This window comes from Alkalibacterium putridalgicola (assembly GCF_040959045.1).
GTDB classification, from domain to species: Bacteria; Bacillota; Bacilli; order Lactobacillales; family Carnobacteriaceae_A; genus Alkalibacterium; species Alkalibacterium putridalgicola.
Genome location: NZ_CP162615.1, coordinates 2280254 through 2301449 on the forward strand (window position 1 = coordinate 2280254; position 21196 = coordinate 2301449).

A 21196-nucleotide genomic window follows, 5' to 3' on the forward strand; every position below is an offset into this window, starting at 1 on the left:
CACAAGCGCTTTTGTTTCGGACCGGAATCGGTTCAGGCAAAAGTGCTTTTCTTATGCTTAAGAAACTATTTTCCTAGTGGACAGATAAAGATCATGCTGGGGTCTTGGAACTGGTTCGGCTCGTTCATCAAGAAATGGGCCTGGGATAAGCCGAAGATCCACCGATTCAGCGCGTACGCCTCATATTGTGTGATCACGAAGCCGAACATCACTCGACTTCGGTCCCTAGAAAAGCGGCGCGCTTTTGTACACACCGAACTTGGGCTTCTTCGGCTCGTTCGCTGTTCAATTTATTTTGTATCGACCGAACTTTCGGTCACTTCAGCTGATACACAAAGAATAACCAGCTCTACTTACCGAAGATGAGCGTCTTCGACATGTTTGTTCAGTCCTGCATCTCCTAGCTGCAGAACCGGGGCCAACTTCGGCCGGTCAATAGCGTCAAGAAACGTCTAATGACCGAACAGGCTCACCTTCGGCCTGTTCGTTCCCTATAAGCAGACAAACTTACTCAATCTAAGATACCTATTCCCAGTAAGCACTACCTTATTCAAAAAAAGCACAAAGTCCATAAAAGACCTTGTGCTCCATCAGAATTATAATACTTTTGCCAGGAAATCCTGGGTACGTTCATGCGTCGGCTGCGTGAAAATGTGTTCAGGCGTTCCCTGCTCCACGATATAGCCGTCATTCATGAACAGGACGCGGTCTGCCACTTCCCTTGCAAAGCCCATTTCATGAGTCACGACGACCATCGTCATCCCCGACTGGGCCAGATCCTTCATGACCTTCAATACTTCACCAACCATCTCCGGATCGAGAGCCGAAGTCGGTTCGTCAAACAGCATCACATCCGGATCCATCGCCAAAGCACGGGCGATTGCGACACGCTGCTGCTGACCGCCGGAAAGACTCGCTGGATAGGCTGCGACTTTATCGCCCAGTCCCACCTGGTTCAACAGATCCACTGCTTTCCTTTCAGCAGAAGCCTGTGAGATCCCTTTTGACTTGACGGGAGCGATCGTCAGGTTCTCCTGTGCCGTTTTATGCGGAAACAGATTGAACTGCTGGAAAACCATGCCCATCTTCTGACGCAGCTCGTTCAATTCCTTTTCCTTCAGTCCAGTCAAGGACGTTCCTTCAAACACGACTTCCCCATCAGTCGGTTCTTCAAGCAGATTCAGGCAGCGCAGAAACGTTGATTTCCCCGAACCCGATGGCCCGATGACCACGACGACTTCCCCCTGATTGAATTCCTCATTGATATCTTTCAGGACAACATTCTTTCCAAATGATTTCTTTAGGTGATTCACTTTAATCATGGTTCATTCTCCCCTCATAGAAGTTCAGTAGTTTAGTCAGGCTAAAGGTCAAGACAAAGTAGACCATCATCGTTATGAAGAGAGGTAGGATCCCCTGGAAGGAGATCGAACGGACGACACGTGTCTGAAAGATCAGTTCCCCTACACCAATGACGGAAACGATGGATGATTCTTTGATGATCGTGATAAATTCATTTCCCAGAGCCGGCCAGATATTTTTGATGGCCTGAGGGAAAATGATATGACGCAGTGAATCGTTTTTGCTCATCCCCAGACTTCTCGCCGCTTCTTCCTGTCCTTTATTCACTGAATTCAATCCCCCACGAATGATTTCAGCAATATAGGCTCCCGAGTTGAGTGAAACAGCGATGATCCCTGCAGCCAGTGCCGGCAGATTCACAAATAATCCTGAGGCAAAGTAGATGAACATGACTTGGATCAGCAAAGGTGTCCCACGGACGAATTCAATATAGGCAACAGCTAAAGATTTCAGCACGACATTTTTAGATAAACGCATCAGAGATAAAACTATCCCTAATATAAGTCCGAAAAAGACCGCAGCTGAAGAAATCAAAAGCGTGATTTTTGTCCCATCCCAGAAATATCCCCAGTATTCTGAAAGAAAACTCGAATCTGCTTCTTCGGCATCCTCAGATTGAGCCATATATTCGCCGGCCACTACCAGGTAGTCGTCTGTCAGGTTCTGTTCTGCGATTTCAGCCAGGCTTTCATTGACTGCAGTGACCAGTGAATCCTCGCCTTGTCTGAAAGCGACAGCTGACCCTGCATCGTCGTCTTCCATTTCAAACTCGCCGACAAAGGTAAATAAATCCTCATCATTACCGGCATGTGCTTCCGCATTAGGCCCCTGCATGACCATGGCCTCGATACGATTTGTTTTCAAAGCCAGCAGCAAATCGCTCAGGCTAGTCAAGCTCATGAGTTCAGCATCTTCTATCTGTTCCGCCAAGCCTTCCTGAAGCGAGCCGGACTGAACACCGATAGGCAATCCTTTGAGCGATTCCAGAGAAGTATAAACTTCCTCATCTTCAGCTCTCACCATTATATTCTGAAATGTCTTGAAGTATATTTCTGAAAAGTCGACACTCTTACGGCGCTCTGCTGTCGGCGTCATCCCCGCAATGACGATATCGACATTTCGTGCTTCCAGAGCAGGCAAAAGACTGTCAAAGCCGATATCCTGGATCTCCAGTTCAACACCCAAATCGTCTGCGATCTTCTGGGCGATCATCATGTCCATCCCCACGACTTGACGCTCCCCGTCTACCTCCGCATAAAATTCAAACGGTGGAAAGTCCGCGCTGGTCCCCACGACCAGTACGCCTTCGTCCTGAACACGTTTCAGAGCGGCGCCATCTTCTGCTGCAACTTCTTCTGACGGTATAAACAGACCTGTCAGAACAAGCAATAAAGTAAGTACGACATATACACTTTTTTTCATTCTTATTCTCCCCTTTGTTGTCTTTCGTTGAGCAACTTAGAAAGAATCATACCATCGTCGATATAAATATGCAATATATAAGTTAAAAAAGAATAATTAATAACGTTTTCATACTTTATATGTATTTTTAATGTATAAAATTAAATAAACATGCAAAAAAAAGAATGAGTCTGAGCTCATTCCTTTTCCGTTTTTTATTATTTGATTTGTTTTCCTGCTCTGAATTCTTCATCGTATTCGATTTCTCCGTCTCTAGAGTAACGGATCCAGCGTCCATGTTTCTGACCGCCTTTAAACTGACCGACCTGCCACAGTTCCCCGGTCTTGCGGTAAAAGACCCATTCCCCCTCCATCTGCTCATCATTATAGGTTCCTTTGGATTTAACTGTACCATCGATGAAGTAATACGTCAGGGTGTCTCCGTTCAGTTCATAAACTTTCTGTCCGTTGGCATACGTTTGTTTATCCGGCATATTAGTCGAAGGGTTCCCTTCTTCTCTCCTTTTCACTTACTTGTATTTTCCCGAAAGGAAGTGAGACTGTCATATTCCACTTCAAACAGACGGCTAAGTCTTACTTAAATGAGCAATAGGTCCTGATACGCAGCTAAACTGTCAGGATACGGTTCAGTGATTGTCCTGGTATCGACCATCTTTCCACTTCAGATAAGTCCTTGATCTCTCCTAAACATACCAGCCAAGAACAGCAGCTCCAGACAGACGTTTTCAACTGTTTCCGAAAAATGCACCTCCTGGTCAAAGACATCAGCCAGTGTCTGATTTGACGAAGCCGCCGGTGGCATGTATTTTGGTGGGCCGGCCGATGACTTCTTCAAGAGCTCTAAAGACTGTATATAAATTCATATTGATGCCTTCAAGAACGGCACGCAGCATATGTTCTCTCTTATGATACATGGCCAGTCCATAGATAGACTCTCCTGAGTTGGCATTCCGTGACGGCGCACATCCGCCCGATAACTAAGAATGAAAGATCAAGCCTCCTGATCCGGGCTGAGTTCCAGTCATCTTCTCGGTCGTGAGGGCACAGGCATTACCGCCCAGTGTTTTTGTTTCTAAATTTTTCATCGAACGATTTCATACATTTAGTATATCACTTGGACTATCCCCAGACCATTTTATTGCGGCAAAAAAACCTGCAGGATGACTTTGCTAAGTCGCTGCAGGTTTCAGCTTTTATTTAGTTGTTTTCAGTAATTTCTGCTTCGATGCCGAAATGATCGCTGACGACTGGACCGTTCCGACCATCAAAGACCACCCGGTAGCGGTCGACCCTTTTTCTGTTATCTGTAAAGATGTAATCGATCCGCTTTTCGTCCGGATGATCATTCCAGCCGTCGATGGCGCTGATCACTGTCGCGTCTCCGTTTTTTTCCATCGCTTCAGTATAACTGTCCAACAAGAATGGGGCCGTCACGTTGACCAACTCATAACCTTCTTCTCGTATCGATGCTTCATTATTGAAGTCACCCATGACTAAGAGTGAGGTTTCTTCATCGGCTTCAAGCAGGCTCAGCGTTTTAGTCCATTCGTTCTTAAACAATTCACGGCCTTCCCCGTCTTTCCACCAGGAATAGTGGCAGGAAAGGACCGTCCATTTGTCAGGCACTTCTTTGACCGAAGCCTTCAGGACACGACGCGTATAATGATGCGCGTAATCCTGGCAGTCTGATACAAGAAGGCTTTCTGCTTCAAATGGCAGCTGAGAGAGGATCGCGACACCTTCATCATATATGTCATACCCGATATGATTGGCCGTCCAGCTCCAGTAATAATCCAGACCTCTCGCCCTCAATCCTTCAACGATCAGCAGGGCAAAGTTGTCGGCTTTGACAGGCACACTCGGGTCATCGCCTCCCGCTTTGATGAAGCCGGGATCCGCTGTCACTTCTGCATCCAGTGACTGGTTGATTTCCTGAAGCGCGACGAAACGATAGGCTTGCGCCTGAATTCTGTCGACGATTTTTTTGATTTTATCATAAGGATCCTCTTCCATCCATGCATGGGTATTCAGAGTCAGGACCTTCATTTCACACTCTCCTTGACTAAATTAGTTCACGCGACCGATACGGTCTGTGGCTTTCACATCATTGTCAGCAGTCAGTTCGAACGACTGATTTTCTTTAAGGTTCGTGAAGACGACCATAATAGAGGTGTCTTTATCTGCCTCTTCTACTTTACTGCGGTACATGGTCGCCAGGGACTGGCCGGCTTCAACGGTCTGGTCTGCTTCGACCTTCACATCAAAGGCAGCCCCTTCAAGTTCCACCGTGTCGATCCCCATGTGGACCAGCACTTCAAGGCCTTCAGCTGTTTCCAGTCCGATGGCATGTTTTGTCGGGAAGATGCTGCTCACTGTACCTGAAACCGGTGAAACGACATCGTTGTCGGAAGGAACGACCGCAAAGCCGTCACCCATCATTTTCTGAGAAAAGACCTGATCATTGACCTCTGTAATAGGAAGGACGCGACCGTTAGCTACAGAATAAATGGTTTGTGTGCTGGTTTCAACACTAGACTTGGCTTCTTTTTTATCCGTATGAGCCGGTTTTTCTGAAGACGCGTCTAAACCGATCGACGATGCCGGTATCACTGCATTAGACTCCAGAACATCCAAGATATCAGATTTCAGCACATCGGCTTTGGGTCCGTAAATGGCCTGAACGCCGGTATCTTTATGGACCAGCCCCATTGCGCCGGCTTTCTTCCAGCTGGCTTCAGGACCGACTTTAGCGGTATCTCTGACTGTGACACGCAGGCGAGTCATGCAGGCATCGACGTCAGAGATGTTTTCTTTCCCGCCGAGCAGGTGAATGACATCATAGACCTGCTGAGACGCATCTACTTTTTCTCCCGAAGCTTCGCCTTGCCCGTTGTTTTCATAATTCCCTTTACGGCCGGGCGTCGCATACTTGAACTTCCTGATCAAAAAGTCTGCGATGAAGTACATGACCACAGCGAACAGCAGGGTGACCCAGATAAAGTTGATCAGGTCCCAGCCCAGTCCGGCCCGAAGAGCCAGAGGGGTTCGGGTCAGCAGTTCGATGTTACCAAAGGCGTGGATACGCAGCGGTACGATATCTGCCATGGCAAATGCCAGTCCCTGAACCAGGGCATAGACACCATAAAGCGGCATGGCGGCAAACATGAACATGAATTCCAGCGGTTCTGTGACACCCGTCAGGAAGACAGCCAATGCAGCTGAAAGGTACATGGATTTATACGCCTTGCGCTTGTCGGCATCCACGTTTTTGTACATGGCATATGCCAGTCCCATCAAAGTTCCTGAAGAGCCGATCATCTGGCCGACTTTGAATCGTGCCGGGATAAAGTTCTCCATGGCATACTGATAGGTGCTGGTGTCGCCGATCTGATCCAGGTTGACTAAGTCTCTAGCCCACGCAAGCCACAGCGGATCTTGTCCAAATACAAGCGCACCTTCCTGCGCGCCACTCAAAATTTCATACGTTCCGCCAAGCGGGGTATAGTTGATCGGAATGGTCAGCATGTGGTGCAGACCGAACGGCAGGAGCAGTCTTTCCAATGTCCCGAATAAAAATGGCGCCAGCACAGGTGCAGTGTCTTGGGACTCAGCGATCCAGACACCAAAACTGTTGATGCCGCCTTGGATCACAGGCCAGACAAAGGACAGAACAATGGCCGCAATCAGTGACCAGAGGATCACAACAAAAGGGACGAAGCGTTTGCCGTTAAAGAAAGACAAGGCATCCGGCAGTTTTCTGAAGTTGTAGTACTTATTGAACGCCATAGCTCCCATAAAACCGGCAATGATCCCGACGAAGACACCCATGTTCAGAGCCGGGGCTTCCAGCACACTGACAAAGTAGCCGTCTACAGGGATCTCTGTGCCGAACAGGGTCTGTGTAACTGCTGATTCATCGGCCAGCATGTCCCCGGTGACACCGAAGATTGCTCCCGTGATGCGGTTGATCAGGATAAAACTGATTCCGGCCGCAAAGGCCCCGCCGGCACGGTCTTTCGCCCAGCTTCCTCCGATCGCCAAAGCGAAGAGGATGTGCAGGTTCCCGATAATGGCCCAGCCGATATTTTCAATGACACTTCCTACAGCGACAAGTGCTTGCAGATCCGGATCTATCAGCGGGATCGACCCACCGATACTGATCATCAGTCCCGCTGCCGGCATAACGGCGATAACACCCATCAGGGCCTTGCCGAATTTCTGCCAGAATTCAAAATTCATAATCTTTTTCATGATGCTTCTCCTCTATTCTATAATTATTTGTTGTCCAGAGTATAGTAGTTTGGATCGTGCCAGACTTTCTGTTTGGCTACTTTATATACCCGTGCTTCATAAGGACGTAATACCATGCGCGTATTTAATTCATCTCTCACTTTATAATTACTCAGTTTCATCTCACCAAGTTCCAGTTCTTCCGTCAGGTCAAGCGATGTTGACTGATTGAAAAGGTTCACGATGACAGCATATTCCACGCCGTCAAACGATCTCAAATAGGCATAGACATGATCATGTTCTTTGGCGATCAGTTCATAGTGCCCGTAGATCAGCGTGGGTGTGGTTCGACGCATCTGGATCATCTTTTTATAGTAGTAGTAAATGGAATCCGGATCGTTCAGCGCCTGTTCGACATTGATATCGGGATAATTTGGATTTATACCAAACCACGGCGTGCCTGTCGTGAAACCGGCTTCTGGTTCATTGGACCACTGCATCGGTGTCCGCGAATTATCGCGCCCGTTTTTCCAGATGTAGGCCATGATCTCGTCATGCGTTTGTCCATTCTCCGTTTCTATCGCATACATGTTTTTCATGCCGACATCATCATAGTCCTCGATCGAATCGAACTGGACATTCGTCATGCCGATCTCCTGTCCCTGATAAATAAAAGGCGTGCCCTGCATGAAGAAGTAGAAGGTGGCCAGTGCTTTGGCCGATGTCTTTCTCAGGTCGCTGTCATTGCCCCAGGTCGATACAGAACGGGCCAGATCGTGGTTTTCGATAAACAAGGCATTCCAACCGCGACCGTCCAGACCGCGCTGCCAGCGGGTCATCACTTCTTTCAGTTCATGGATATCCAGACCGTCACCATTCGATCCCCAGAGCCCCAGATGTTCGAACTGGAAGATCATGTTGAAGTATCCGCTTTCTTCGCCTACCCATCGGTCTGCATCCTTTATCGTTACACCATTCGCTTCACCGACCGTCATGACATCATAGTTTTTCAGCGTCCGTTCAGCAAATTCTGATAAAAACAGATCGATCCCGGACTGGTTCATGTGTCCATCAAAAGATGGCACGTATTTTTTATTCAAAGGATTCGGCATATTCGGAAAGCCGTTTTTCTTCTTGATGTGCGATATTGCATCGATACGGAAGCCGTCGATCCCTTTGTCCAACCACCAGTTCACCATTTCATACAATTTCTCGCGGACTTCCGCATTTTCCCAGTTCAGATCCGGCTGTTTTTTTGAAAAGACGTGCATATAGTACTCTTTGGACTGCTCGTCATACTCCCAGACCGAACCGCCGAAGATCGATTCCCAGTTGTTGATATCGGAACCATCGGGTGTCCCCGGATGCCAGATATAATAGTCTCTATATGGGCTGTCTTTTGATGACCGGGCTTCGACGAACCAGTCGTGTTCATCCGACGTGTGATTGATGACGAGATCCATAATGATACGCATGCCGCGCTTATGGGTCTCTTCCAGCAGCTCGTCAAAGTCTCTCATGGTACCGAATTCATCCATGATCGCATGGTAGTCACTGATGTCGTATCCGTTATCATCATTGGGCGACTGATAGATCGGGCTGACCCAGATCACATCGATGCCCAGGTCCTTTATGTAATCAAGCTTTTCTATGATCCCGCGAAGGTCACCGACCCCATCGCCATTGGAATCAAAAAAACTGCGCGGATATATCTGGTACGCCACGGCTTTTTTCCACCATTGTTTCTTCATCTCATTCTTCACTCTCCTATGTAAACGTTACTATTTTTCTGTTCAGTTTAACTTGTCTAGATCTCCGTGATTTTTTCTGCAACATCACCTATCTTATAGTCTGGCTGAGATACGTTCAATACTTATTCCGTTGTTAACGGTATCAGGTTGTATAAATGAAACATAGACGAATTCTGGACTGAACGGTTCACTTGGTCTATGGGTGAACGACCATCACTTACTGATAGCTGATCGACGTTCACCTTTAGTCTTCTAACCATCTGGACATCGCCTATGACAAAAGGATTTTATATTTATATAACGCAAAAAGGTTCCCGCCTTTGGCAGGAACCTTTCTCAACTTGCTGATTATTCTTTACAGTTATCATCCTTCTATCAGAGGTGATGATAACCGAGCTTTCTCTGTTATCTCAACACCAGTTACTCCGCTTTTTCTTCGACAGTTTCTATGATGCTTATTGATTCGACAGCCTATACAGGCGTGCTTCATAGGGTTCCAGCTGCATAGTATTATTCAATGGATCCATAGAAGAGTAATTCGACAACAGGAGCTCTTCGATCATCAGATCATCATCCAGACTGATTTCAGCGGGTTCATTGAACAGATTAACGATCACAGCATAACGCTTATCCTTATATAGTCTGAGATACGCAAAAACGTGCGGGTGGTTTTCTGCGATCAGTTCGTATGCCCCATAAATAAGGGCCGGCGTACTTTTTCTCAGTTCAATCATTTTTTTATAGTAATTAACTATCGAATCCGGATTATTTACCGCTTCTTCGACATTGATATCCGGATAATTGGGGTTTACACTAAACCATGGCGTCCCGGTCGTAAAGCCGGCGTTGGGTTCATTAGACCATTGCATCGGCGTTCGTGCATTGTCCCGCCCATTTATCCAGATATACGTCATCATTTCCTCATGAGACATTCCATTCTTCGTTTCATAGTCATACATATTTTTCAGGCCGGTATCATTGTACTTTTCAATAGAGTCAAAACGCACATTCGTCATGCCGATTTCCTGACCCTGATAGATGAAGGGAGTCCCCTGCATAAAGAAATAGAAGGTTGCGAAGGCTTTTGCGGACGTTTTTCTCATATCCGTATCATCGCCCCAGGTCGAGACACTTCTGGGCTGATCGTGATTCTCTATATAGAGCGCATTCCAGCCTTGCCCCTCAAGCCCTTTCTGCCATTTCGTCATGGCTCTCTTCAACGCTTCCATATCCAGTTTGCCGTCTTTAGCTTTCCACAATCCAAGATGATCGAATTGAAAGATCATATTAAAATAACCGTCTTCTTCCCCTACCCAGTGTCTCGCGTCTTCAAATCCAGCACCGCCGGCTTCTCCGACTGTCAAGACATCATAGTTTTTAACTGTCCTTTCAACAAGTTCGGACAAAAACGTATCAATTCCAGGCTGATTGGCATGTCCGGCATTTGAAGGGACGTACATTTTATTGAGCGGGTTTGGCAGATCAGGAAAGCCTTCTCTCTTTTTAATATGTGTGATCGCATCGACGCGAAAGCCATCGATGCCTTTATCGAGCCACCAGTTGACCATTTCATACAGGTGCTCTCGTACCTGAGGATTTTCCCAGTTTAAATCAGGCTGTTTTTTCGAAAAGATATGCATGTAGTATTCCTTCGTCTGTTCGTCATACTCCCAGACAGATCCGCCAAAAAACGATTCCCAGTTGTTGATCAGAGAACCATCCGGCCTGCCCGGGTGCCAGATATAAAAATCGCGGTATGGGTTATCTTTGGATGAACGGGACTCTATAAACCATTCGTGTTCGTCTGATGTATGATTTATCACCAGATCCAGGATGATTTTCATTCCGCGCTTATGTACCTCTTCAAGCAGCTCATCAAAGTCTGTCATGGTGCCGAATTCATCCATGATCGCGTAAAAATCACTGATATCATAGCCGTTATCATCATTAGGCGACTGATAGACCGGATTGATCCATATAACGTCAATTCCCAAGTCTTGTAAATAATCAAGTTTTTGAATGATCCCCTGCAGATCACCGATCCCATCCCCATTGGAATCATAAAAACTGCGCGGGTAGATCTGATAAGCGACGGCTTCTTTCCACCATTTTTCATTCATTTCTCTTTTTCTCTCCCCTATGTGATCACTATTATCCTTCTATCTGGTTAAGCTTTTCCAGATAACCAACATTTATTATACCTTAACTTATATTATAGCCTGAAAGCGATTCATTCAACATTAATATACCTGTTATCGTTATCAGTCCTGTAAGTGAACGCCTTTGAAAGGCAGCTGTTCCTGAGCCTCCCCACGCTTATTTGCGGAACTCATGGACCATTCCCCAAGCAAGTTCCGGTTATCGGCGTTTATAATAGGAACTCGCTTGAGGTTTATCGTTCCAGTTCAGGCTATACGCCTCTATTTCAGGTACTCAGATCACTATTGGCTGCCGAGTTACGGTTATCAGCGCTTATACCAGGAACTCGCTTGAGGTTTATCGTTCCAGTTCAGGCTATACGCCTCTATTTCAGGTACTCAGATCACTATCGCCTGCCGAGTTACGGTTATCGGCTCCACTACCGGGAACTCATCAACAATTTCCCCACGAGTTCCAGTTATACTAACTTTTTGCCCTATAAAAGTGTCAATAGTCGTCCAGGGACGACTATTATCCTTCTTAGAAGCCCTGATCATAGAAAAAAGCTCTGGCATCAGCCAGAGCTTTCGTCATCGAAATTTATTTACTTATTTTGACCCGGCGCTTTGCTGCTCGGATCATCTTTCTCAGGTTTGGTCTGTCTTCCCGGTGCGTATTCTCGCGGGTGACCGTCTTGCTGGCCAGGCGCGTATTCACGTGGGTGACCGCTCTGTTTTCCAGGTGCTGAATCACTAGGATGTTCAGGTTCTTCAGTCAGGTCTCTTTCTGTAAACAAGACGACTGAAGCAGTCAAAGCATCCAGTGTGACCGTGTTTTCAGAAATTTCGACACCTTCCGGATCGCTGACCGGACGTGTGCCGGCTTCTTTGCCGTCAACCAGGATATACCCGTCAGTCAAGTCCGTATCCAGGGTCAGTGTACGTTCTTTATCATCTGCATTGACCATGACAAGGTAGCTGTCGCCGTTTGAATCTTCGGCACGGTAGACGATGACCAGATCATTGTCTGCCACTTCAGGTACGTCGACTAAGGTCACCATTTCAGCGATCTCTTCCATCGTTCCTTTACTGAAGGCATCCGTGCTGCGACGCAGTGCGATCAGTCCGGCAGTATAGTCTTTCGTCTGGGTGTGGACCGGATAGGTATCTTCATCCGTCACCTTATTCCAGTCAAAGCGGTTGATGATATCCGTTGAGTCGTAGGAATCATGAATGAAGTACGGATACTCGAACGGTTCGCCGTCAGAATCAGTCATGAAGGTCGACTTGTAAGGGACCAAATCGCTAGACACGGGTTCAATGAAGTCGGGATCACGGAACTGCTTGGTGCGGCCGTATTCCTGACCGGCATGAATGAACGGTGTACCTTGTGCCGTCAGGACCATCAGGTTGCCTAAACGGATACGTTCGTGGATCTCTTCTTCATGCAGAGCCGGGTCTTTCTGGATCGACTGAGCGATCACGTCATGCAGCGTCAGATTGTCATGAGCGGCAATATAAGGAACAACGTCGCCCGGATCATCAGCTGTGAAGTTCTCAGGATTTGCGGTCAAGTTATCAAAAATACGCTGGACTGAACGGGCTCCACCTGTCAGGAAGCGCGGTTCGCCTTCACTGCCGAAGCCGGATTTCAGTTCGTTTCGCATGTCGTCTGAGAAGGAAGCGACGCCGTCCGTGTGCTGCATCCAATCCTGGTCAGCCGGCATAACATCTTCGTAACCTTCGTCACCGGCAAACGTGCGCCAGCCTTCACCGATCATCAGGATGTTCGGATTCAATGCTTTCGCTTCATCGTAAGCCATCTGGATACTTTCTGCGTCATGGTCGCCCATCATGTCGAAGCGGAAGCCATCGACTTTGAATTCCTCCACCCAGTATGTGATCGAATCGACGAGGATCCGGCGGGACATCGCATGGGTCGTTCCCAGACGTCCGCCGCCAAAGTTTTCGCGTGACGTGCCGTCTGCATCCATGAAGTAGTAGTAATTCGGTTCAAGATCCTCGAAAATACTTGTGCGTGCCGTATGGTTGTAAACCACGTCTAGGATGACACCCATATCGCGCTCGTGGATCTCAGCGATCAAATTCTTGAATTCTTCAATGCGTTTTTCAGGATCTTCCGGATTTTCCGAATACATCCCTGTCAGGGAGAAGTAGCTCTGCGGGTCATAGCCCCAGTTATAGTTTGTGTCTGTTGAGGCATAGTCCAGCAGTCTTTCGCCGTTTTCAAATTCATTGGCGAAGAAGTAGCTCATCACTGGCAGCAGCTGGACATGGGTCACGCCCAGACTTTCGATGTAGTCCAGTTTCTCCACAAAGGCGCTGAACGTACCGAACTGACTGTTTAGTTCATCAGCGATCTCGGGGTCAGACGTAAAGTCTCTGACATTGATCTCATAAATGATCGCATCTTCGCGTTTTTCATAACCGTTGATATTGGCGTAATCCAGTTCCGGTCCAAGTTGGCTCGGATTCACAATCGCCGCTTTGCCGATCGTGCTGTCCGGATCACTGCTGTTCCAGGCGGCCATCGAACGGGCATAAGGGTCTAGTGCCAGCACGGTCTCGCCGTCGCGCTCGATCGCAAAGTGGTAGTAATAGCCTGTGAGATCGTCGATCCCCGTCGTGTCGGCATTAAGTTCAACTTCCCAGACACCGGAATCTTTTGCAGTCATTCGGATATCGTCACTAACGACAGTATCTTGATCGTCTTTGTCATAAAGGACGACACGGACGTCATCCGCACTTGGCGACCAGACTTTGAGTGTAGCTGTTCCGTCTTCTCTCAAATCAAGTCCCAACTCGCCGTCATAGGCATACAGGGCATCTTTCAGTCGCCAGCCCATCAGTGCGTCGACTGATTTCTCGTCAAAGCTGACGGTATAAGGAGCGTTCGCTACTGAAAAATCACCGGTCAAAGTGACTGCATTTTTTTCTGCATCGATACTGATCGCATCGATCGTCACTGCTTCATTATTGCCGTCTGTCAGTGCCAGTTTTTCTCTGATTGTCTCTTCTGTTAGCCCTTCGACCGTATGGAAGAAGACGAGGGTTTCTGTTTCAGAAATCAGTTCGGCTCTGTCCATGCCCGCCTGGCTGGCATAGTACGGATTCGTATAAATCGTTTCGTCACCTTCTCTAATAAAGACTTGTGTGTGTTCGGCTGCTTCTGTAAACATGTAATTCCCGGACTGTTCACCTGATTCTTTGTTCAAGAACAGGAAGCCGACAGAACCAGCATCTTCAGAAAGCGGCACATCGAAATAAGCGCCGTCGTCGCCGAATGTATCGAGATCATGCGCGCCAGTTGGCCAGTCAGTCGTTGGTTCAAGGACATCTTCCCATGTCCAAAGTGCCCAGCCGTCATAATCTTCGTTTTGACGACTGTAATTGACTCGTAAAACATCGTCAGCCAGAGGTTCGTAGGGATAGATTGCATAGTCCGCATCTACCCAGGCTTCATTCATATTAGGAGTCAGGAGACGGACGCTCATCTCCTCTGTCAGATTGGCACCTGTTGTATCATTTATCAAAAAGCCGATCAGTTCAGGATTCTCTGCCAGTTCGATGTCCAGGTAATAGCCGTAGTCTGTTTCAACAGCATCACCGAATGACAAGGCGCCTGTCGGCCAGTTTTCTGAAGGAGCCGCTACATCTTCCCAAATCCAAAGACCCAGAGTTTCCGGATCAGTTGACGGAAGGCTTTCAAAATGGAGACGAAAAAAGCCGTCCGCCACTTCCTTTTCTTCTGTCTGTCCATCTTCTCCCGGTACACTGACTTCTTCAGAGACCAGTTCGCCGTTTTCGATAGTCAAAAGCGCCGTCCCGCCGTCTGAAAGGGCTGGGATCGTAAAGGTCAGGCTGTAAGTCCCGTCCTCTTCCATTGCCTGCATGGTTTCAAGTGAATAGTGATCGGTCAGCTGAGCTTCAGCTGTAGTCGTTTCCACTGTGATGGTCTGCGGTTCTTCCGAGACATTGAAGGCCATGTAGACAGATTCATCTTCAAGTGAACGTTCCACCATCAGCCATTCGTCATCATTTGAGCCCAAGAAGGTTTCACGGTCCCCGCGTGCCAGCAGTTCACTGTTATCGTTTCTGAATGATAGCAGCTTCTGATAGTGGTCCAGAACCCCGTTGTTTTCGACTTGGTCCCAGTCAAGATTATAGCGGTTGTCATATTCCGGCCAGTTGTTGGCACCGCTTTGACCCAGTTCTTCCCCGTAGTAAATGACGGGCTGACCTTTAGCTGTCATCTGCAGGGATGCGGCTAGTTTCAGTTTCCCTTCATCGTTGCCTTGAGAATACAGGAAGCCGTCTTCGTCGTGACTGCCTAAAAACTGTCCCAGGGTTGCATTGCTTGAAAGGCTGGCGTTACGCTTGATCAGCGTATCGTTGGCTGTTTCCAGATTCCCTCCGGCGAAAGCAGCTGCCACATTCTTGAAGCCAAAGTCAAGCAGACTGTCCATCATGCCTGTCTCAAGGTAGCCTTGGTCGCTGATGTAGTTCGCGCCCCATGCTTCCCCGATCAGTTTGAAGGACGGGTCTTTTTCGACTAATTCATTTTTAAAGTACTGCCAGGTCGTATCGTCGACGTTCTTGACGGTATCAACGCGGTAGCCTGAAATAGCATTGCCCTGTGCCGTCGTTGATTTTTCGATCCAGGAAGACTGCCATTCAACCAATTGCTCACGGACTTCCTGACGTTCTGTTTCAAAATCAGGCAGACCGGATAATTCCATTTTCAGATCCCCGCCGCCGGAAGTCTCTCTCAGCATGCCGTCAAAGACTTGACGGTCTTCATCTGTCGGGAACCCTTCCGGAGCATTTTCCATAGTGTCGGATGGATGCATGCCGTATCCTGCGTGATTCAGCACCACGTCGACCATAATGCTGATGTCGCGGGCTGCCGCTTCATCGATCAGGGTATGAAACTCGTCAAGGGTACCCAGGTGCGGATTCAACTCTTCAAAATCCTGCGCCCAGTAGCCGTGGTAGGCATAATAAGCGCCTTCTGGGACATCCGTATTGACGTCATGTGCAACGTTTTCGACGATCGGTGTCACCCAGATCGTTGATACGCCTAAGTCATCCAGATAGTCCAGATTTTCGGTGACCCCTTTGAAGTCCCCGCCCTGGTATGCACCGCGCGGATTATCTGCGTTTGCGTAATCCAGACCGTACGGATCATTGTTCGATTTGTCGCCGTCTGCAAAGCGGTCTGTCAGCATGAAGTAAATGATCTCTTCATCCCAGTCGCGCTCGCCTTCAGCCTTGTTTCTGGCTTCGATCGTCACGTCTGCTTGTGTGCTGTAGCGTCCGTTGTTCTCGTCCCAGACACTGACAGGGATCGTATAGGTCCCCGGCTGAACGGTATGGTCAGCTGACAAAGTGACTCGGTTGAGTTCAGGCGAGATAGCCAGGTCGCTTGGACCGCCGATCGCTGAGGCATCCGCCTCGATACGGTCGATAGCCAGATCTGAGTTGTTCGTTATCGTGACATCAAGAAGTCCGTGTTCGTTGTAATCGAATGAGCGGTCGACAGCAGCTTCTAAAGTGATGTCAGCTGTGCCTTCTGATTCTTCAGGAGTCTCTTCTTCTGTTGTTTCAGAGAGATAAAAAGGATTCGTAAAAGCCTGGTCAGGTTTTTCATCGGTGACAAAGACCTGATTCTGTGTGTCGAAGGCGTCAAAAGACAGATCGCCCGTCAGTTTTACATCGTCCTGCGTACGGTCAACGATCAGAAAGCCCAGGCTTCCCGCATCTGCATTGACGGGAATATCAACATAAGCTCCATGCTTACCGACCTGATCGGCTGAGAAAGGTACCGCATCTGTCGGCCAGTCCTGCGGCAGATCGGGGGCATCGCCCCAGAACCAGACACCGAGGTCGTCATAATTTACCGAATCGTTCAAGTAATGCACGCGAAGGGTCGGTGTCTCAAAATCGACGGGTTCAAAATACGAGATCGATCCGTCTGAACTGACCCAGATCTCGTCGACCTGGGCATGGATCTCTGCAGTCAGGTCCGCTTCGATGTACTTGGTCCCGTCGCCGTAAACAGCCACAAAACCGATCTCCTGGGCCTCGTCGATGATCTCTACATCCTGATAGTAGCCGAAATCAGTGGTCAGTTCTTCAGAGAACAGCGAGCCGTTCGGCCAAGTGTTGCCGTTAGCGTCCGATGGGGTAACGACATCTCCCCACAGCCACAGAGACAAGTCGTTGGCGATGGATTCTGTTTCCATATGTATCCGGACCGTCCGGCTTTCTTCAGCCTGGACCAGCGTGACAAATGGAAAGACATTAGCTAACGTCTGGAAAAGCAGAACGACCGCAAAGAATGCGGATAAAGCAGGTTTCGTTTTTCTGTTCATGTGATTCTCCCCTATAGTTTTAGTGTTAACGCTCTCATTTTCGGCAAAAAGAAACTCTCCCCACAAACAAACGTAAGGAGAGTATGGAATTGTGTTATAAGTGTTACCCTTTTGTTGCACCCGATGCCAGTCCAGAAATAAGATATTTCTGCAGCATCAGGTAGACCGTAGCGATCGGTACAGCGATCAGTACGGCACCGGCGGCAAAACGGCTGAAGTTGTTTGAGAACTGCGCATTAACGAAGTTGTAAAGACCCAGCGCTAAGGTAAAGTTCTCTGGACTTCTCAGAACGATCCGCGGCAGGATAAAGTCCATGAACGGTGTCATGAAGTTGAATAAGGCAACCACGGATAAAATCGGTTTAGCCAGCGGCAGAAGGATCTGGAAAAAGATCCTGAAGTGACCGGCCCCGTCCATCTTGGCTGATTCATCCAGTGATTTCGGCAAGGTATCAAAGTAGCCTTTAACAAGGAAGGCATTCATCGGGATCCCTCCGCCGATATAAATGAGGATCAGACCCCATAAGTTATCTAACAGTCCTACGATATTAAGCAGGATGTACAAAGCCACCATAGCCATCAGTACCGGGAACATCTGCAGGAGCAGGAAGGCATACAAACCGTTCTTGCGTCCTTTGAACCGGTAACGGGAAAAAGCATAAGCGACAAAACTGACTGTCAGTGTGGTCACGACTGTCACGACAGTCGATACGAATAAGGTGTTTCTGTACCAGAGTAAATAATCACTCCGCGGATTAGTGAACAGCCATCTGAAATTGTCCAGCGACCAGGTCTCCGGAGAGAGCGACGCTGTGTAAAGATTGCTTGTCGTATTCATCGACATCGCAAAAGCCCAGTAAAGCGGGTAAGCGATGATGACAAACATGATCGCCAAGATGAAGTAGATGAGAGCAACTTCAAAGCGGCTTTTTTCTTTGCGGCTGTATTGTCTGTCGCGCATTTTAGTGAAAAGTTTTTTCATTACATGTTACCCTCCTCTTTGAATGAACGTGAGCGTCTGAACTGGAAGAATGCGAAGGTCGCGACGATAATACCCAGGATCAGCGAAATGGCAGCAGCCATACTAAACTGCGAGTTAGTAAAGGTCAAATTATAGACCCAGGAGATCAGAATATCTGTTCCGCCGGCATTCTGTCCGCGGACAGCTGGTCCCCCTTCGTTGAACAGGTAAATAATATTGAAGTTATTGAAGTTGAAGGTATACTGCGTCAAGAGCAGCGGACCTGTCGCAAACATCAGATGCGGGAACGTGATGTTTGTAAATTTCTGCCAGCGCGATGCACCATCCATCTCTGCCGCTTCATACCAGTCATCGGATATTCCTTGAAGGACTCCGGAGAACAACGCATAAACATACGGGAACCCGAGCCAGACCTGGATCATGATGATGGCGATCCGACTCCACATGACTTCTGTCATCCAGGGTATCGTCGTATTGAATAAGGGCTGAATGATGTCTGTGTTGATCGCACCAAAGTTGTCATTGAACAAGGCAGAGAAAATGATGATCGTAACAAAGCCGGGCACAGCCCACGGCAGGATCAGTACGGTACGGATCAGTTTCTTGAATTTTATCCGCTTATCGTTGGTCAGGATAGCCAGGAACATCGCCAGAGCGATCTGCAGTGTGGTTGCAACGAATGTCCAGGTAATCGTCCAGGTCAGAACACTGAGAAAGGTATCACGCCATTCTGATAACGTAACAAGACGAATAAAGTTTTCAAAGCCGACCCACTGAAGCAGGCTGCGCGGTGGTGCATTGTATAAGTTATAGTTGGTAAAAGCTAAAAAACCCATAAATAAAAGCGGCAGGATGACGACAAACACTAGGAGGGCAAATCCGGGACCGATCAGGACATACGGAAAAGCGGTATCCCAGGAATTGCGGAAGTTTTCCATCACCCCTCCGGGAGTCCAGCCGTCTCTGATTTTCTGTGCTTCATTTTTTGCATCCTGAATATTGACCCAGTAGAGTGCCGCATAGAAAACAGTGAAGAGCAGTGCCAGGATCCCTTCGATCATGAACACACGTGAATCATCCACACGTGCCTCTGTTCCCAGAGTGATGAGCCCCTGCAGTCCGGATGCGACAAAATCAAACATCACGAATGCGAATGCGGCAAACAGTATGAACAACGCGATCCCTTTCAGTTTTCGTTTATTATATATTTGACCCATACCCGGAATGATCGACAACAGCATCGCCTTTTTGGGGCTGTGGTCCAGATTCTTCACCCGAGTCTGAGACGGTTTATTTTGATTCTCGTTACTAGCCATAATCTCTCTCCTTCTACTCTCCCTATAGCAGTCACTTATGTCTAAAGAGTTGACTGAATCAGCTCTATACACATAAATAACTAAGATGAAGAAGGAGATTGAGTCTGTTATTGCTCAATCTCCCTTTTCAAATTAGCTTGACGTCAAACTGTGATTCTTATTATTGACCCATCAGTGAAATTTCTGATTCGATCGTTGAAACAGCTTCGTCTAATACTTCCTGTACATCGTCACCTTGCTGGATGAATGTTAATGCGTCATTAATTGGTTCCCAAACTTGAGACATTTCTGGAATGTTTGGCATTGGATGTGCATTTTGAGTCTGTGCAAAGATCGGTGCCATCAATTCATCTTCGATTTCAACAGCAGTATGTGCAGGCAGTTCACCGGCTACTTCATAGTAAGTTTCTGAACTTTCTGCATTTGTCATGAACAAGGCTAGCTCAGTTGCCCAGTATTCATTTTCAGTGTAGTAGTTGACTAACCAGCCTTTGTTTCCTGAGAATGAGTTCAATGGTTCGCCGTCCTGCGTTGGCAGTTCTGCAGCCACCAAGCTGTCTCCAAGAGATTCCTTATAGTCTGGAATTGCCCAAGGGCCGTTGATGATCATGCCGAGTTGACCGTCCTGGAATAAGCTGTTAGCTACTTCAAGGTCAGTACCTTGAGGCATAAGTCCATCTTCGTACCAGCCTTGGATTCTTTCTACAGCAGAAACAGCTTCAGGTGTGTTCAAGCCGATGTCTGATGTGTCATAAGAACCGTCTTCGTTCTGTGCAAAGATGTAGCCGCCGTCAGCAGTGATGAACGGGTAAGTGAAGTACAAGTCTGCGGCATTCATCATGAAGCCGTATTGTTCGCCTTCAGTCAGTTCAGCTGCCGTTTCTGTCAGGTCTTCCATCGTTTCAGGTGCTTCAGAAACTAGGTCTGTATTGATGAACAGGCCGTAAGTTTCAACAACAGCTGGAATACCGTACTGTGCGCCTTCGTAGCTGAATGCATTGACAGCTTCTTCGTTGTACTCACCTAAACGGCTCAGCTGATCTTCTGTCAAGTTTAATTCTGCAGCTAAACCTTGCAGGTAGATATCACCCATACGGTCATGCGGCTGGAAGAACAGGTCTGGACCTTGTCCACTTGGTGCATCCAAGCTCATACCTTCCGTTTGTTCAAGCATGTTGTACGGTGTGATTTCTACGTCGATACCGTATTCTTCTGTAAAGTTCGCAGTGATTTCATCGTAAGCATTTAATTGCGCTTCTTCATCGTTAACCCAAATAAGTAGCGATTCAGGTTTTTCAGGAGCGTCTTCAGCTGTTTCTTCTGACGTTCCCTCTTCTGTTGTTACTTCTTCAGTCGTTTCTTCAGTTGTATCGCCTGAAGTATCTTCTGAATCTGTGTTGTCTTCTGTTCCACATGCTGCAAGTAATCCAGCAGTTGAAAGCAGTAGCATTCCTTTGTACAATAATTTCTTATTTAACATTTTGTTGCCTCCTATTTTTTTATATTTGTTGCTCGTTCCTTACCTCAGCTTTTCAAACAGCAGGAAAAGGCTTTCTAAATTCCCGTTCGTTTAGAAAAGATGGTGTAAGTGATTACATTC

At 47.6% G+C, this 21196-nt stretch carries 11 protein-coding genes and 1 pseudogene; all 12 read right to left on the reverse strand.

What is annotated here, in order from left to right:
• Positions 1–596: 596 nt before the first annotated feature.
• The 12 genes and pseudogenes from AB4027_RS10865 to AB4027_RS10920 all read right to left on the reverse strand — a co-directional run bounded on the left by AB4027_RS10865 (position 597) and on the right by AB4027_RS10920 (position 21076).
• Positions 597–1322: an amino acid ABC transporter ATP-binding protein gene (locus AB4027_RS10865; RefSeq protein WP_368645347.1), complete on the reverse strand. Its 726-nt coding sequence runs from the start codon at positions 1320–1322 to the stop codon at positions 597–599.
• Positions 1315–2784: an ABC transporter substrate-binding protein/permease gene (locus AB4027_RS10870; protein WP_368645348.1), complete on the reverse strand. Its 1470-nt coding sequence runs from the start codon at positions 2782–2784 to the stop codon at positions 1315–1317. Before AB4027_RS10870 ends, AB4027_RS10865 begins: the two co-directional genes overlap by 8 nt.
• A gap of 197 nt (positions 2785–2981) precedes the next feature.
• Positions 2982–3293, reverse strand: a complete 312-nt coding sequence (locus AB4027_RS10875) for a toxin-antitoxin system YwqK family antitoxin (RefSeq protein ID WP_143058693.1) — start codon at positions 3291–3293, stop codon at positions 2982–2984.
• A gap of 255 nt (positions 3294–3548) precedes the next feature.
• Positions 3549–3746: pseudogene (locus AB4027_RS10880) on the reverse strand (FGGY-family carbohydrate kinase); the annotation flags it as partial.
• A 235-nt stretch (positions 3747–3981) separates the two neighbouring features.
• Positions 3982–4830 carry an endonuclease/exonuclease/phosphatase family protein gene (locus tag AB4027_RS10885; RefSeq protein ID WP_368645349.1) on the reverse strand — a complete coding sequence of 283 codons (849 nt, stop codon included), beginning with the start codon at positions 4828–4830 and terminating at the stop codon, positions 3982–3984.
• Positions 4831–4851: 21 nt separating this feature from the next.
• The gene (locus tag AB4027_RS10890) at positions 4852–7035 is read right to left on the reverse strand and encodes a PTS transporter subunit IIBC (protein ID WP_368645350.1); all 2184 of its coding nucleotides are present in this window, start codon (positions 7033–7035) and stop codon (positions 4852–4854) included.
• Between the two features lie 23 nt (positions 7036–7058).
• A complete protein-coding gene (locus tag AB4027_RS10895) occupies positions 7059–8765 on the reverse strand; it encodes an alpha-glucosidase (RefSeq protein WP_368645351.1) in 1707 nt (568 codons plus the stop codon).
• Positions 8766–9220: 455 nt separating this feature from the next.
• The gene (locus tag AB4027_RS10900) at positions 9221–10885 is read right to left on the reverse strand and encodes an alpha-glucosidase (protein WP_368645352.1); all 1665 of its coding nucleotides are present in this window, start codon (positions 10883–10885) and stop codon (positions 9221–9223) included.
• A 623-nt stretch (positions 10886–11508) separates the two neighbouring features.
• A complete protein-coding gene (locus tag AB4027_RS10905; protein WP_368645353.1) occupies positions 11509–17298 on the reverse strand; it encodes a pullulanase in 5790 nt (1929 codons plus the stop codon).
• Positions 17299–17401: 103 nt separating this feature from the next.
• The gene (locus tag AB4027_RS10910; RefSeq protein WP_245751919.1) at positions 17402–18280 is read right to left on the reverse strand and encodes a sugar ABC transporter permease; all 879 of its coding nucleotides are present in this window, start codon (positions 18278–18280) and stop codon (positions 17402–17404) included.
• Positions 18280–19596: an ABC transporter permease subunit gene (locus AB4027_RS10915; RefSeq protein ID WP_368645354.1), complete on the reverse strand. Its 1317-nt coding sequence runs from the start codon at positions 19594–19596 to the stop codon at positions 18280–18282. Before AB4027_RS10915 ends, AB4027_RS10910 begins: the two co-directional genes overlap by 1 nt.
• Before the next feature lie 160 nt (positions 19597–19756).
• Positions 19757–21076 (reverse strand): extracellular solute-binding protein, encoded by a 1320-nt coding sequence (locus AB4027_RS10920; RefSeq protein ID WP_368645355.1) that lies wholly within the window; start codon positions 21074–21076, stop codon positions 19757–19759.
• Positions 21077–21196: the final 120 nt, after the last annotated feature.